General features: G+C 65.7%; 14 protein-coding genes and 1 rRNA gene (1 of these 15 cut by a window edge). 2 read left to right on the forward strand and 13 right to left on the reverse strand.

Translation table 11 applies throughout. From position 1 onward, the window contains the following. Positions 1 to 1,280, reverse strand: a 16S ribosomal RNA gene (locus KTC28_RS18010) (it extends 207 nt beyond the left edge of the window). A gap of 639 nt (positions 1,281 to 1,919) precedes the next feature. Beyond that, on the reverse strand, positions 1,920 to 2,345 hold the full coding sequence (locus tag KTC28_RS18015) for a CBS domain-containing protein (RefSeq protein WP_216709119.1): 426 nt from the start codon (positions 2,343 to 2,345) through the stop codon (positions 1,920 to 1,922). 99 nt (positions 2,346 to 2,444) lie between these two features. On the opposite strand from KTC28_RS18015, the gene KTC28_RS18020 reads away from it, so the two are divergent. Further along, positions 2,445 to 2,717 (forward strand): hypothetical protein, encoded by a 273-nt coding sequence (locus KTC28_RS18020; protein ID WP_216709118.1) that lies wholly within the window; start codon positions 2,445 to 2,447, stop codon positions 2,715 to 2,717. A gap of 106 nt (positions 2,718 to 2,823) precedes the next feature. On the opposite strand, the gene KTC28_RS18025 is transcribed toward KTC28_RS18020, so the two are convergent. The 11 genes from KTC28_RS18025 to KTC28_RS18075 all read right to left on the reverse strand — a co-directional run bounded on the left by KTC28_RS18025 (position 2,824) and on the right by KTC28_RS18075 (position 13,872). After that, entirely contained in the window at positions 2,824 to 4,359 is a 1,536-nt protein-coding gene (locus KTC28_RS18025; RefSeq protein WP_216709117.1) for an OprO/OprP family phosphate-selective porin, read from the reverse strand. A 136-nt stretch (positions 4,360 to 4,495) separates the two neighbouring features. After that, positions 4,496 to 5,089: a pyridoxamine 5'-phosphate oxidase family protein gene (locus tag KTC28_RS18030; RefSeq protein WP_216709116.1), complete on the reverse strand. Its 594-nt coding sequence runs from the start codon at positions 5,087 to 5,089 to the stop codon at positions 4,496 to 4,498. Further along, on the reverse strand, positions 5,073 to 6,275 hold the full coding sequence (locus KTC28_RS18035) for a DUF4167 domain-containing protein (protein WP_255602144.1): 1,203 nt from the start codon (positions 6,273 to 6,275) through the stop codon (positions 5,073 to 5,075). Before KTC28_RS18035 ends, KTC28_RS18030 begins: the two co-directional genes overlap by 17 nt. Before the next feature lie 165 nt (positions 6,276 to 6,440). Continuing rightward, positions 6,441 to 7,241, reverse strand: a complete 801-nt coding sequence (gene prmC / locus KTC28_RS18040; RefSeq protein WP_216709115.1) for a peptide chain release factor N(5)-glutamine methyltransferase — start codon at positions 7,239 to 7,241, stop codon at positions 6,441 to 6,443. Between the two features lie 156 nt (positions 7,242 to 7,397). Continuing rightward, entirely contained in the window at positions 7,398 to 8,465 is a 1,068-nt protein-coding gene (gene prfA / locus KTC28_RS18045) for a peptide chain release factor 1 (RefSeq protein WP_216709114.1), read from the reverse strand. A gap of 196 nt (positions 8,466 to 8,661) precedes the next feature. After that, on the reverse strand, positions 8,662 to 9,939 hold the full coding sequence (gene hisS, locus KTC28_RS18050) for a histidine--tRNA ligase (protein ID WP_216709113.1): 1,278 nt from the start codon (positions 9,937 to 9,939) through the stop codon (positions 8,662 to 8,664). Between the two features lie 325 nt (positions 9,940 to 10,264). Further along, positions 10,265 to 10,582: a DMT family transporter gene (locus KTC28_RS18055; RefSeq protein WP_216709112.1), complete on the reverse strand. Its 318-nt coding sequence runs from the start codon at positions 10,580 to 10,582 to the stop codon at positions 10,265 to 10,267. Beyond that, on the reverse strand, positions 10,579 to 11,106 hold the full coding sequence (locus KTC28_RS18060) for a GNAT family N-acetyltransferase (RefSeq protein WP_216709111.1): 528 nt from the start codon (positions 11,104 to 11,106) through the stop codon (positions 10,579 to 10,581). The genes KTC28_RS18055 and KTC28_RS18060 overlap by 4 nt, the downstream gene beginning before the upstream one ends. After that, a complete protein-coding gene (locus KTC28_RS18065; RefSeq protein ID WP_216709110.1) occupies positions 11,103 to 11,576 on the reverse strand; it encodes an SRPBCC family protein in 474 nt (157 codons plus the stop codon). The genes KTC28_RS18060 and KTC28_RS18065 overlap by 4 nt, the downstream gene beginning before the upstream one ends. Before the next feature lie 18 nt (positions 11,577 to 11,594). Further along, on the reverse strand, positions 11,595 to 12,740 hold the full coding sequence (gene ispG, locus KTC28_RS18070) for a flavodoxin-dependent (E)-4-hydroxy-3-methylbut-2-enyl-diphosphate synthase (RefSeq protein ID WP_216709109.1): 1,146 nt from the start codon (positions 12,738 to 12,740) through the stop codon (positions 11,595 to 11,597). 52 nt (positions 12,741 to 12,792) lie between these two features. Next, complete coding sequence (locus KTC28_RS18075) at positions 12,793 to 13,872, reverse strand: PEPxxWA-CTERM sorting domain-containing protein (RefSeq protein ID WP_255602145.1); 1,080 nt, start codon at positions 13,870 to 13,872, stop codon at positions 12,793 to 12,795. A gap of 120 nt (positions 13,873 to 13,992) precedes the next feature. Here KTC28_RS18075 and dapF point away from each other — a divergent pair, with 120 nt between their 5' ends. Continuing rightward, positions 13,993 to 14,784, forward strand: a complete 792-nt coding sequence (gene dapF / locus KTC28_RS18080; RefSeq protein WP_216709108.1) for a diaminopimelate epimerase — start codon at positions 13,993 to 13,995, stop codon at positions 14,782 to 14,784.

The following is a 14,784-nucleotide window of genomic DNA, read 5'->3' on the forward strand; positions in this document are numbered from 1 at the left end:
CACCTTCATGCTCTCGAGTTGCAGAGAACAATCCGAACTGAGACGGCTTTTGGAGATTAGCTCACCATTGCTGGTTTGCAGCCCACTGTCACCGCCATTGTAGCACGTGTGTAGCCCAGCGTGTAAGGGCCATGAGGACTTGACGTCATCCCCACCTTCCTCCGGCTTATCACCGGCGGTTTCTTTAGAGTGCCCAACTAAATGATGGCAACTAAAGACGAGGGTTGCGCTCGTTGCGGGACTTAACCCAACATCTCACGACACGAGCTGACGACAGCCATGCAGCACCTGTGTGCAGGTCTCTTACGAGAAGAAGTCCATCTCTGGAAATCGCCCTGCCATGTCAAACGCTGGTAAGGTTCTGCGCGTTGCTTCGAATTAAACCACATGCTCCACCGCTTGTGCAGGCCCCCGTCAATTCCTTTGAGTTTTAACCTTGCGGCCGTACTCCCCAGGCGGAGAACTTAATGCGTTAGCTGCGCCACCGAAGCTCTAAGAGCCCCGACAGCTAGTTCTCATCGTTTACGGCGTGGACTACCAGGGTATCTAATCCTGTTTGCTCCCCACGCTTTCGTCCCTCAGCGTCAAGAATGGTCCAGTTAGCCGCCTTCGCCACTGGTGTTCTTCCGAATATCTACGAATTTCACCTCTACACTCGGAATTCCACTAACCTCTCCCATCTTCAAGCGAACCAGTCTCAAAGGCAGTTCCACGATTGAGTCGTGGGATTTCACCTCTGACTTGGAAAGCCGCCTACGGACGCTTTACGCCCAGTAATTCCGAACAACGCTAGCCCCCTCCGTATTACCGCGGCTGCTGGCACGGAGTTAGCCGGGGCTTATTCTCCCGGTACAGTCATTATCTTCCCGGGTAAAAGAGCTTTACAACCCTAAGGCCTTCTTCACTCACGCGGCATTGCTGGATCAGGCTTTCGCCCATTGTCCAATATTCCCCACTGCTGCCTCCCGTAGGAGTCTGGGCCGTGTCTCAGTCCCAGTGTGGCTGATCATCCTCTCAGACCAGCTATGGATCGTCGCCTTGGTAGGCCTTTACCCCACCAACTAGCTAATCCAACGCGGGCTCATCCCTAGGCGATAAATCTTTGGTCCGAAGACATCATACGGTATTAGCAGTAATTTCTCACTGTTATTCCGTACCTAAGGGCAGATTCCCACGCGTTACGCACCCGTGCGCCACTAGACCCGAAGGTCTCGTTCGACTTGCATGTGTTAGGCATGCCGCCAGCGTTCGTTCTGAGCCAGGATCAAACTCTCAAGTTCATGTCCGAAATATCGCCACCAACGCTGCCCGAAAGCCGCGCTGCCAACGACACCCCGTTCAAGGAGCGTCCTAATCTGCAAAACCAGTCTGACAATTCCGACCCGAAAGTCGGTAGTGCATTGTGGTAGACATATAGGAGGCGTGTTTTAACCATGACACCCGAGCCCTTGTACGCTCGGAGCCATGGACCGCCGCCCACATGTCCCTTCATTCAACCTACAATGAGAAAGAGCGACACCACTCAGTTCCCCGTTTGATGGGGTGCCGAGCGGCCTTGAATTTTTCCGAGACCCGAAGGAGAACCCAGTGGTTCGCTTCGGCGTCGGGGGCGGCTTATGGGCCGTGTCTCAAACCCCGTCAACTTCTTTTTTTCGTTGCTTTCGATTGAAACCGAAAGGCGAAAACCCGTTTCAGTGCGGCGGCGACGTTCAACCTGGCCTGTAAAAGGCCGCTCGAGCCGTCATCGCTGTCTGGGAAAACCGGCGCCCGGGGAAGCCCCGAACCGCCCGTCAACCGGGAGTGGTCATCTAGGCGCGGACCTCAGGGCTGGCAAGAACTTTCTTCGCTGCAGCGCAAAAAAGTGCGCTTTCGCCTGTCCCTGCCCCTCAGGACCCGCGTGAGACGCCTCGGAATCCCCCTCACGCGGTCGTGATGTACTCCTTGAGAGCACTCGCCTCGTGTTCGGCGTCATCAATCCGCCGCTTGACTAGGTCGCCGATCGACACAAGCCCGAGCAGCTCGCCGTCCAAGACGATCGGCAGGTGGCGGATTCGGCGATTGGTCATCACCTCCATGGCAGCGACGACAGTTGTGCGCGGTGTCGCGGTCACCACGGGGGAAGTCATCACTGCGCCTGCAGTCGTCTCAAGGATGGCGGGGCCGTGGACATGAAGGCCGGCGACGATATCGCGTTCGGAGACGATACCGAGGATCGCGTCATCCTCGACGACGAGCACCGCCCCGATTCGGTTTTCAAATAGCAGTGCGGCGATCTCGCGAATCGGAGTCGCGGTCGCAACGCTGATAAGCGGTTTCTTGCCGGTGAGAATCGATCCGATCGACATCGCGCCAACTCCGTCCCAAGGATGCGCAGCGTCCGGGTTGCCCCCATATCCGCTTCACGCCGACAGAGTGTCTGCCGAATCGGGCCGAAAGGAAAGACGATGAACGACGTCATCCCCGTGAGAATCGATCACTGGCGGCGCTTCCGCCGGCTGATGGCGTTCATGGTGACGATCGCGGCCATCGCGATCGCGGGCGCGCTATGGATTCTCCACCGCGACGGCGTCGTTCTCCACTGGCAGTTCATGCTCGCGCTCGGACTCGGCATCGGCGTGTCGCTGCTGCTCGCCGGCGCGCTGATGGGGCTGGTGTTCGTCAGCGCGAACAGCGGCCACGACGACGAGGTCATCGATCCGACCTCGAAGCGGCGCTAAGCTCGACGCAGCCCGGGCCGTCTTGGGGCCACTGGGCGCCCCACGAGGTGAAACGAAACGGGGCGGTCCGTTGCCGGACCGCCCCGTTCGATATTGCTGGATGCGCTTAGAAGTCGATCTGCGCGCGGAACAGGAAGGTGTCGGTGCCGTACTTGCGCTGCGACGGGTTCGCCGTGCTGGTCGGGACGACGGTCGCGGCAAACGATCCGCCAGTGACTTCCGCACGCGCATACTCGGCGGTGAAGCGGACATAGTCGATCGGCCAGTAGTTGATCGCGCCGAGGTAGCCGATCTGCTTGCCGCCGTTGATCAGCCCAAGGCTGTTCGCCGCGGTGTTGCCGACCGCATCGGTCAGGTCGAGGTAATCGACGCGACCGACGATCTGCACGCCGCCGAGGCCGCCTGCGCTGACCGGGTTGAGGATCTTGGTCCGGTCGACCTTGCCGTTCTTGTAGCCGCGGGTCTCGCCGGTGAGCCAGAAGCCCGCTTCGCCGTAGCCGGTGATGAAGTGCGCATCCTGCGGATACAGCGTGCCGCTGAGAACCTTCGGGCTGACGACGACGGTGCCGGGGCGATAGCCGTCGACGTTGACGTACTGGGCTTCACCCGCCGCGTGGAACGGACCTTCGATGAACATCGCTTCGATGCCGTAGATCTGGTCGCCCTTCGACGCGATGTTGCCGGTGCCGACGAAGCGCTGATCGGTCGTCTGGGTGAACGGACGGGCGCGATACTGGATGCCCTGCGCGTCCTGACGGAAGCGGCGATACTGCGCGCTCGCGCCGAGGTGGAGCTGGCCGCCCCAGATCTGCGGCGAGTAGACCGTGCGTGCCGAGAACTGGTAACCGGTCCGATCGTACAGGCCGTTGTTGTTCGTGGCGACAGTGGTCGTCGTCGCGACGGTCCCGGCGGGAGCGTTGAGCACCGACGTCGAGGTGCCGGTGTAGGTCAGGGCGGTGTTGCCGTTGATGCCTTCGCCGAACGCACCGACCTGGATGCGGAAGTCGCCGGCCTTGTCGGCGTAGGTTGCCGCGAGGCCGAGGCGGCGGCCGTTGCCCGTCGCGTCGTTCAACTGCGCCCGCTCGGTGAACGAGGTGAAGCGGTTGCTCATCATGTTTTCCATGGAGCTGAACGGGTAGAAGTAACCGACGGTGAAGGTGAACGGCGTCTTGTGCGGCGCGTATTCGAAGATCAGGTCTTCATAGTCGACGACGCCTTCGGCGAGGTTGAACTGGAAGTTATACGAGAAATCGCCGGGCAGCGCGCCCGAGGCACCGATCAGCAGGCGGCGCGAACGCGCGTTATAGCCGAGGTTGTTGGTGACGATCTTGTTCGGCCCGGGGTTGCCGACCTGGCCGGCGTCGAACTGCAGCTCGCCGCTGACCTTGAACTTGTAGCCGTCGGAGTTCGACAGCTGGGGCATGCCGCCCGACCATGACGGGGTGTTGATCCCGGCCGACTTCTTGACGGCGTCGAGCTGCGCCTGGAGGGCATCGACCTGCGCCTTGAGGAATTCGAGCTGGGCAGCCGCTTCTTCGGGCGATGCGGTCGCTTCGGCGGTCTGCGCGTGCAGCGGCGCGGACACCATCGTCGTCATCGCGGTCGCGGCGAGGAGCGCGAAGCCCCACTTGGTCGTCGTCATGTTCACGAAGTCCCCTGTGCTCATTGGATGAGCGGGGCCTAGACGCGGGCCATGACACTTCGGCGACTTCGATATTGCAACTTTGTGACAGCGCCGATCGTCGCGAAACGTGGCAGGATTGCAACGGTCGGTTAACTCAGGGGACGAGCCAAGTCCCGCGCCAGTCTACGCCGTCGCGGATATGGATCGCGCGCCGGTGCCCGGGAACCGCGAGGTCGAGCCACTCGAAGCGGTCGAGGACGATCGTCACGACAGCGAAGTTCGCGCGGCCATCATCGGGCGGTGGAACCGGTGACGCTTGTGGCTGCGCGACCGGCGTGCCGGGGGGCTGGATGCTCTGATACGCGGTGCGACCGCCCGCCGTCAGCGCTGCCCACGCCGCATCGACGGCGTTCCCGGTGGTTGCGATCGTTGCCGCACCGTGGAGACGAAGCTGGAGCCGGGTCGGCGTGTCGTAGCCGGTGACGGCGACGCGTGGCGCGGCGACGAGGACGGCGACCTTCGCTGCGCGACTATCGGTGTAGACGGTCAGGCAATGCGCCGCGCGATCGACCGCGCGTACGACCATCACCCGAGCATCGGACTCACCGGCATACGCGGTCGCGACCACCGGCAGCCGCAGCCCTGATCCCGGGTCGCCCGGCGCCGCTGCGAGCAGCGCCCACGCACGGTCGAAACCGGCAGCGAGCGCGGCGTCGAAGCCAGCTTTGGGGTCAGGCGTCGGCGACATCCTCGACTGCGGACGTTTCGACCGGAGCGACGACTTTGCGCGGACGACCGCGCGGGCGGCGAACCGGCTCGACAACGCTGTCTGTATCGACGGCAGAAGTTGCGACTGCTGGCGTCGCTTCGACGGGCACCGCGGGGGCGATCGTCGCCGGACCGGGAAGACCGGCGATCATGTTCTCGACCGGGCGCTGCTCGAACGGCAACGTCGGCGTCACCTCAGCTACACGCGGCTCGGTCGCTGCCGAACCAGCCTCGGGCGTGTGGCGGGCCGAGCCACGGACGCGATCGGCGCGACCCGGTTCACGCGCTTCGGCCGGCTGCGCCTCACGTGGCTCGACCGCCTGCGTCTCACGGGGTTCGGCATCGCGGTTGCTGCTGGCGCGCTGCCCGTTTTCGCGCTGCCCGCTGTCACGCTGACTATTGTCACGCTGACTATTGTCGCGCTGCTGATAACCTTCGCGCTGCTGGCCATCACGCGACTGATAGGTCTCGCGCGGCTGCTGGCCATCACGCTGCTGATTGCTCTCACGCGACTGCTGCCCATCGCGCTGCTGATTATTCTCACGCGACTGCTGACCGTCGCGCTGCTGGTTCCCCTCGCGCTGCTGCTGGCCGTCACGCTGGCCGTTGTATGCGCGCTGCTGCGGCGCACTCGCACCGTTGCCATTCGCGCTGCCGTTCGCATTCCGGTTATAATTCTGCCGGTCACCGCCCTGGCGGTCGGCGTTCTGGCGGTCGTAGTTCGCGCGTTCGGGTTGCGCTGCGGCCTGGCGCGCATCGTCACCCTCGTCCTCATCGTCGCCGTCATCGGCATACGATCCGGACTGCGGCTGCGCATAATTCTGGCCGACGCCGCCCATGTTGTCGAAGCCGTCGTCCTCGTCGTAATTCTGGCGCGGCGCGGGCTGCGGGTCGCGGGCACGGAATTCGTTGAGCACGCGATAATAATGGTCGGCGTACTGCATGTAGAATTCAGCCTGGACGCGGTCGCCGTTCTGCGTCGCGTCGCGCGCCATCGCCTTATACTTCTCGAGCAACTGAGTCGCATTACCGCGCTGGCGGACGTCGATCCGGCTGCCGCCGCCGTTGTTGTTGCCATAATTGCCCGACGGACCGCCACCGGCCTGCGGCGGACGCGCACCGCCACGCCCGCGGCGACGACCGTTCTGGTTATTGTTTCTGATCAACGATTCGATCCCCGTGCGGCATGCATCAACGGAAGGGTCTGCTTATCCGCCGGGGGCGAGCCGATCGTTGGCGCACATCGCAGCAAGGAAGTCAGAAGCGGGGAGCCGTGTCCGGTCGACCACGCTTATCACCCGTCTAGCGGTAAACCACCGCTGCTCCAAGCGCTATTTGGTGACCACGAGGCAGCGCGGCAACCCCGCGAGATCATGGCGCAATTCGACGCTCAGCCCCTGCGCGGCGAACAGCGCCGTCACCGTGTCGGCCTGCGTCGAGCCGATCTCGATGCAGCCGACGCCGCCCGGCGCAATATACGCCCCGAGCAGCGGTGCGAGCACGCGGTAGTCGTCGAGTCCATCGGCCCCGGCGAACAGCGCGGTCGCGGGTTCCCACTCGACGACATCGCGCGGCAGGATTTCGCCGGTCGCGATGTACGGCGGGTTGCACAGCACGAGGTCGAACGCCCCCGCCGCCGCGTCCCAGCCGCCGTGGACGAATTCCGCGCGCTCGTCGACGCCGGCGGTCACCGCGTTCGCCGTCGCGATCCGCAGCGCGCCCTCCGAGGTATCGACCCCGACCCCACGCGCCGCCGGCCATTCGGTCAGCGCGGACAGCAGCAGCGCCCCGGACCCGGTGCCGAGATCGAGCACCCTGCCCGGCCCCGGCGTCGCGGCGAAATGGTCGAGCGCGGCCTCGACCAGCGTCTCCGAATCGGGACGCGGAATCAGGACGTCGGGGGTCACCTGCAGGACCAACGACCAGAATTCGCGACGCCCGGTGATATAGGCGACCGGCTCGCCCGTTGCTCGTCGGTCGACGAGGCGATCGAACGCCTCGGTGTCGATCGTCCGCCACGGCGACATCAGCAGCTTCAGACGCGGGACCCCGGCGACATAAGCGAGGAGCACCTCCGCATCGAGCCGGTCGATCCGCTTGGCCGCGGCGCGGAGTGCGGCGTCGGCGTTCATCGAGCAACCGCCCTTCCCTCTCCCCTCGAGGGAGAGGGACAGGTCGCCCCTTGGCGACCAGGGTGAGGGTGAGTGCCTCCCGAAATACCACCCGCACCCTCACCCTTGCGCAAGTACGCCTGTCCCTCTCCCTCGAGGGGAGAGGGAGGGTGTGCCTCAGTCATTCAGCGCCGCCAGCCGCGTCGCCTCATCCTCGGCGATCAACGCCCCGATCAACTCGTCCATCGACCCCTCGATGATCTCGGGCAGGCGGTGGAGCGTCAGGTTGATCCGGTGATCGGTCACCCGACCCTGCGGGAAATTATACGTCCGGATGCGCTCCGACCGGTCGCCCGACCCGACCATCGACTTGCGATCGGCGGCCCGCGCGTCGTGGATCTTGGCGCGTTCGAGCTCGTACAGCCGGGTTCGCAGCACGCGCAACGCCTTTGCCTTGTTCTTGTGCTGCGATTTCTCGTCCTGCTGGATGACGACGAGCCCCGACGGGATGTGGGTGATCCGCACCGCCGAGTCGGTCGTGTTGACCGACTGGCCGCCAGGGCCCGACGAGCGATAGACATCAATCCGCAGGTCCTTGTCGGCGATCTGGACGTCGACCTCCTCGGCCTCGGGGAGCACCGCCACCGTCGCCGCCGACGTGTGGATGCGCCCCTGCGTCTCGGTCGCGGGGACGCGCTGGACGCGGTGGACGCCGGATTCGAACTTCAACCGCGCGAAGACCTGCGCGCCGGTGACGCTGGCGATGATCTCCTTGTACCCGCCCATTTCGCCCGCGCTGGCGGAGATCAGTTCGACCCGCCAGCCGCGGCTGTCGGCGTAGCGCTGGTACATCCGCCACAGGTCGCCGACGAACAATGCCGCCTCGTCACCGCCGGTCCCGGGGCGGAGTTCGAGCATCGCCGGGCGGTCGTCGGCGGTGTCGCGCGGCAGCAGCTTGAGCGCCAGCGCGCGTTCGGCGAGCGGCAGCGCCTCGGCGATCTCGGCCGCCTCGGCCTCGGCCATCTCGCGCATCTCGGGGTCGGCGAGCATCGCCTCCAACCCCGCCGCCTCGTCCCGCAACCGCCGCACCTCCGCCGCCGCGACGACGACGGGGGTGAGTTCGGCATAGTCCTTCGACAGCGCGACGAACTTGTCCGAGGGGAGGTCGGGATTGCCCATCTGCGCGGCGAGGTCGGCGTGGCGGCGTTCGATCTGCGCGATGCGCTCGGGGGGGATGGAGATCATGCCGCGCGCCCGGTTTTTGTTGAAGATAAAGCGCCGCCCACACCCAGTATCGTCATCCCCGCGAAGGCGGGGACCCATTTTCCCGAAGCGGAATTAGTGAGGCGACGCCCGTCGCGCCGCGGTGGGCAACACCGACTAGTCTCTGGGAAATGGGTCCCCGCCTTCGCGGGGATGACGATGTATGAAGATTTCCGGCTCACAAAGCAGGTCCCTCGCCTGATAAGCCGCCCTGGCCCGACCCGACGGCATGGAGCACCTTGCTCATAAATTCGCGATCAGGGTCGGGCCGAAGCTGCGTCAGGTGGTAGCGAGTAAGATGCGGCGCACTCGGTTCGCGAACATATACCGCCGCGTCCGCCCCCTCTCGACGGGCAACTTCGGCGTGACGCTTTGCGTTTCCGCGATAGGCGATGACGGTCCGAAAACCTTCGCGCCGCAACCGGAAGGCAAGGCCAGTTGCTTCTTCCTCAAGCGCAGGGCTGTCGGGAATAACGGCGATCATCGGACCCTCCCCCACCGGCTTCGCCACCAGCATAGCCAGCCGCTCGATCCCCGCCGCCCAACCAACCGCCGGCGTATGCGGCCCGCCCATCGTCTCGATCAGCCCGTCATACCGCCCGCCGCCGATCACCGTCCCCTGCGCCCCCAAATGGTCCGTCACGAACTCGAACGCCGTATGCCGGTAATAATCGAACCCCCGGACCAGCGCCGGCGCGCGCTCGAACGCGACCCCCGCCGCCTGCAGACCCTTCTGCACCGCCTCGAAGAACGCCCCCGCCTCGCTCGTCATGTGCGCGTCGATGCCCGGCGCGGTGGCGACCAACTCGCGGTCCCCCGCATCCTTGCTGTCGAGGATTCGCAGCGGGTTCTTCTCGAGCCGTTCGACGCTTTCGCGCGACAGGGCGTCGGCGTTGGCGCGGAAGTGCGCGACCAGGGCCGCGCGCCACGCGTGCCGCGTCTCGGCGTCGCCGAGGGTGTTGAGCTGGAGCGTGACCTTGTCGGCGATGCCCAGTTCGCCGAGCAACTGCGCCCCCATCGTGATCAGCTCGACGTCGGCGGCGGGCTCCCCCGCGCCGATGATCTCGGCGTCGAGCTGGTGGAACTGGCGGTAGCGCCCCTTTTGCGGGCGTTCGTAGCGGAACAGCGGCCCGTGCGCGGCGAGCTTCATCGGCGCGAACTGCTGCCAGCCGTTCGAGATGTACGCGCGGCAGATCCCGGCGGTGAATTCGGGGCGAAGCGTCAGCGATTCGTCGCCGCGATCCTTGAAGCTGTACATCTCCTTCGACACGACGTCGGTCGTCTCACCCAACGATCGCGCGAAGACGCTGGTGAATTCGAAGATCGGCACATCGACGCGGCGGAAGCCGTACAGCTTGCGGACCCGGTTGAACGCGTCGACGACGGTGTCGAACCGCGCGATGTCGTCGCCATAAAGGTCCTGCGTTCCCCGGACCCGTTGTACTTTGTCAGCCATGATGGGGGCAGATAGGCGAACTCGCCGTCGCTGTCACTTTGTACCAGTTTGGGAAGTTCAAAATAAGTTCACACAAAAGCGTGTGTTGTTTCGTCTTCCATCTCCGCCCCGCGGCGGCTGGAAGTTGACGAAGTTGACGCCACGTCGCGATGAAACGCGTGCCCTCCGCGACGACGCCGGTGTCGGTCGCTTCCGGGCGCGCAGCCGCGCAATCGCGTGCAGAAAGTGCTGCGGCGGCTCGCGACGGATAATCTGTAGGATTTGGGTTTGATCTCATGCGGACGATTAACCTAATCCACACGATTTGTCAAGGTCGGGCGAGCGCCTATGCCAGCGCCTTGAGGCCGACGATGCAGCCGATCAGCCCGGTCAGCAGGAGCAGGCGCGGCACGCTCGCTGGGTCGCCGTAGACCGCGATGCCGACCAGCGCCGTCCCCGCCGCGCCGATCCCCGCCCACACCGCATACGCCGTCCCGAGCGGGATCGACCGCCCGGCGTATTCGAGCAGCCCCATGCTGCACGTCACCGCGACGAGGAAGGCCGCGACCCACGGCACGTTGCGGAAGCCGTCGACGTAGCGCAGCGACGTGGTGAACCCGACTTCGCACAGCCCGCCGATGACGAGCGCCGCCCACGGGTTCATGCCGGCGTGGTGCCCAGCGCCGCGAGCGTATCGTCCCCAGGTCGCGCCAGCGCATCGCCCCCAAGTCGCGCCAGCGCATCGCCGTCCAGCCGGTAGACCGTCCACTCGTCCTTCGGGACCGCGCCGATCGAGCGGTAGAAGCCGATCGCCGGCGCGTTCCAGTCGAGCACCGACCACTCGACCCGCGCATACCCCCGCTCGACCGCAATCGCCGCGAGCCGCTGTAGCAGCGCCTTGCCAAGCCCGGACCCGCGTGCCTCCGGCGTCACGTACAGGTCCTCGAGGTAGAGCCCGTTCTTGCCCGACCACGTCGAATAATTAGTGAAGAAAAGCGCCATGCCGGCGACGGCGCCGTCGTGCTCGGCAACGATCGCCTCGACGGTCGGGGCCGCGCCGAACAGCGACTCGGTGAGCCCGGTAACGGTCGCCTTCACCGCATCGGGCTCGCGCTCGTACACCGCGAGATCGATGATCAACTGGAGGATCGCGGGGACGTCGGCAGGGGTGGCGGGACGGATGCTCACAGTGTCGCTGCGAGCGCAGCAAGCTGGTCGGTCGCGATGCCCCAGCCAGTCTCGAACCCCATCGCGACATGCGCGTCGCGGTCTGCGGCGGTCCAGTGGCGGACGACCGCGGTGTAGCGGGTGCCCTCCCCCTCGTCGTCGAAAGTCAGGATGCCGGTCATGAACGGCTTGGCAGACGGCTGCCAGTCGCCGGTATAGGCGTCGGTAAAGACGAGGCGGCGGTCGGGGATGACGTCGAGATACTGCCCACGATTGGGATAGTCGGTGCCGTCGGGGGCGCGCATGACGATGAGGCTCGCGCCGCCGGGGCAGACGTCCATCTCCGCCGAGACCGTGGTGAACGGTGGCGGGGTGAACCACTTTACGATCAGCGCTGGGTCGGTCCAGCAGCGGTAGAGCGTGGCGCGCGCCACCGGGATCACGCGCGTTATCGACAGCTCAAAGGCGTCCGCCGGAGTCGGTTGCAGCATGTCGTCCCCCCTGCCCGTCTACTCCGCAGCGACCAGCAGTCCTGCTTCTGCCAAGAGCTTCGCCGCTTTCGCCGCCTCGATCTCAGCCGCCTTCTTCTCGACCAGTCCGACGATGTGGTCGACCATCGCGGGTTCGTCGATGTGGTGGCTCGTGACGCCCGACAGGAAGACCATGTGCTTGCCGTTGCCGCCGCCGGTGATGCCGATGTCGGTTTCGCGCGCTTCGCCTGGGCCGTTGACGACGCAGCCCAGGACGCTGAGCGACAATTCGGTGGTGACGTGGGCGAGCGCGGCTTCGAGGCGTTCGACGGTCTTGACGACGTCGAAGCCCTGACGGGCGCAGCTCGGGCAGCTGACGACGCGGACGCCGCGGGCACGGATGCCGAGCGACTTGAGCATGTGGTAGCCGACCTTGACCTCCTCGACCGGGTCGGCCGACAGCGAGACGCGGATCGTGTCGCCGATGCCGGCCCACAGCAGCATGCCGAGGCCGATCGACGACTTCACCGTGCCGCCCTGCAAGCCGCCGGCCTCGGTGATGCCGAGGTGGAGCGGATAGTCGCACGCCTCCGCCAGCCCGTTGTACGCGGCGACCGCGAGGAAGACGTCGGACGCCTTCACGCTGATCTTGAACTCGCGGAAGTCGGCGTCCTCGAGCAGCTTGGCGTGCTCCAATGCCGATTCGACGAGCGCCTCGGGGCACGGCTCGCCGTATTTCTCGAGGAGGTGGCGATCGAGCGATCCGGCGTTGACGCCGATCCGCATCGAGCAGCCGTTGGCCTTGGCGGCGCGGACGACTTCGCGGACGCGCTCGGGCGAGCCGATGTTGCCGGGGTTGATCCGCAGGCAAGCGGCGCCGGCGTCGGCGGCTTCGAGCGCGCGCTTATAGTGGAAATGGATGTCCGCGATGATCGGCACCTTCGACGCGCGGACGATCTCGCGCATCGCCGCGGTCGATTCGACGTCGGGGCAGCTGACGCGAACGAGGTCGGCACCGACCTCGACGCACTGGCGGATCTGCTCGATCGTCGCCTTGGCGTCCTCGGTCGGGGTGTTGGTCATCGTCTGGACGGTGATCGGCGCGCCGCCGCCGACGGGGACGTTGCCGACCATGATCTGGCGCGACTGGCGACGCGCGATATCGCGCCAAGGCCTAACGCTCATACTCTGTGCTCCGGTGACATGCCGCCGATATAGAGGCTGGCGGCGTTCCGGCCTAGCCCCGTGCGACGAACCCCTGCGCGAAACCGCGCTCGCGCCGCCGCAGCATGACACCGGTCAGGCCGAAACCGGCGATCATCATCAGCCAGCTCGCCGGCTCAGGGACCCACGAGGCGACGAAGCCGTGGAGCCCGGTCGGGTCGAGATAATAGCCGGTGACATCGGTCGACTGGTTGATGCCGAAGACGTTGGTGAAGAACGCGCCGGGAACCGCGATCGGCTCGTAGCCGCCGAAGGCCACGTCGAGGACATACGCCGCCGAGGCGAACCCGGTCGGGCTGCACGCGCATGGATAGAGCGAGTTATACGTCGAGTAGAAATTGTCGGTGATGTTGCCGATCGACGACGACGGCGCGCCGAATGGGTCGGTGTCGAGGGCGATGATCGCGGCACCGGCACCCGGGGCGAACACGCCGAGGAACGGGTGGCTGAAATGGTCGGCGCTGTTGTCGAGGTATGTCCCGGTGAACAGGCCGAGGTCGTTGATCGACGTCACCTGCGTGCCGTAGCCGTCGAGCGGATCTACATCGACCGCGGTGTAGACCCCGCCGAACTCGATGAAGCCGTGCGCGTATTGCGCGAGCGTGCCGACCGTCGCGGCGGGGTCGGTGGTGTAATAGCCGGTCACCGCGCCGAGGTTGTTTAGGCCGATCGCCTCCGAATACAGCGAGGTGACGCCAAAGGTCGGGTCGAGGTTGGGGTCGATATCGGCATAGCTGCCGTCGGCGCCCGAGCGGACGAAGCCCGTCCCGTGGCCGAGCGACGTGACCGAAACGCCGGTGACGTCGCCGGCGTTGTCGATCCCCGCCGCGCCGGTCTGGGCGTAGCCGGGGCGGCTGAAGCTGTTGAAACCGCTGCCGTCCTTGTTGACGGTGAAGGCGGTGTAATTGCCCGGGCCGCCGACGCCGTCGTCATTGACGTAATACCCAGCGGCGAGGCCGGCGTCGTTGATCGAGGTGACGACGGTGCCGAGGAGCGACGCACTGCTCGGGCCATCGACGGTGGTGTAATGATAGCCGGCGGTGGCAGGCGACGCGACGGCAAGCGCCACGGCCAGTGCGAATAGCATCTTCATCGTGCAGCCCCCCGCAACGTACCCCCGTCGCTGCCGTACTCTATATCTTATGGGTGCGTAACGATCAACCATGATCCCCACGGCTGGCATGGTTGCACCCGAGCCGCTACATCGCGGGCGATGCTCCGCCCTTTCATCAAGATGCACGGCCTCGGCAACGACTTCGTCGTGTTCGACGCGCGGAGCCAGCCGCTGGCGCTGACCCCCGCGCAGGTCGTCGCGGTCGCCGATCGCCACACCGGGATCGGCTGTGACCAGCTGATCGTGATCGAGCCGAGCACCGTCGCCACCGCACTGATGCGGATCTGGAACGGCGACGGCGGCGAGGTCGAAGCCTGCGGCAACGCCGCGCGCTGTGTCGCGACGCTGCTCGGAACGAGCGCGACGATTGCGACCGCAGGCGGCATCCTCGATGCGACTTCGACCGCGGGGAGTGCGAGCGTGACTTACCCGCCGCCGCAATTCGACTGGGACGCGATCCCGCTCGCCTATGCGGTCGACACGCGCGACGTGCCGGTGGCGTGGGACAGCCTCGAACACGGGCAGGCGGTCAACGTCGGCAACCCGCACATCGTCTTCTTCGTCGCCGACGCGAACGCGGTGCCGCTCGCCGACCTCGGCCCTCTGATCGAGCATGACGCGCTGTTCCCCGAGCGCGTCAACGTCGGCGTCGCGCATGTCGTCGACCGGGGCCATATCGTGCTCAGGGTGTGGGAGCGCGGCGCCGGATTGACGCTGGCGTGCGGCACTGGTGCGGTGGCGTGCGCGGTCGCGGCGATGCGGCGCGGGCTGGTCGATCCGCGAGTCATGGTGACGCTGCCGGGCGGCGATCTCACGGTGGAGTGGCACGGCGCGGAGGTGACGCTGGCAGGGCCTGCCGTGACCAGTTTCACCGGGACGATCGACCTGTGA

Origin of the sequence: Polymorphobacter megasporae (assembly GCF_018982885.2) — a bacterium.
GTDB lineage: Bacteria > Pseudomonadota > Alphaproteobacteria > Sphingomonadales > Sphingomonadaceae > Polymorphobacter_B > Polymorphobacter_B megasporae.